Annotated in this window: 1 tRNA gene; it reads left to right on the forward strand. The window is 44.1% G+C overall.

The features are described from left to right. Positions 1-83: 83 nt before the first annotated feature. Positions 84-155 (forward strand) — tRNA-Ala (locus AT575_RS10655). Positions 156-236 lie beyond the last annotated feature (81 nt).

Here is a 236-nt window from a genome sequence, read left to right on the forward strand (position 1 = left end):
ACTAAGATTTTAGTTCGAATACAATTAAGCTTCACGTAATAGAATAGTACACCACTAATAATGAAACAACCAGTTTATTAGTCGGGGCCTTAGCTCAGCTGGGAGAGCGCTGCTTTGCACGCAGGAGGTCAGCGGTTCGATCCCGCTAGGCTCCATTATCTAGGATACAAAGAGATGTTCGGCTAGCCGAAATTTCTGTAGAAAATTAGGAATCTGACACCGTGTGCTTGCACACA

Source organism: Streptococcus penaeicida (assembly GCF_002887775.1).
Taxonomy (GTDB): Bacteria; Bacillota; Bacilli; order Lactobacillales; family Streptococcaceae; genus Streptococcus; species Streptococcus penaeicida.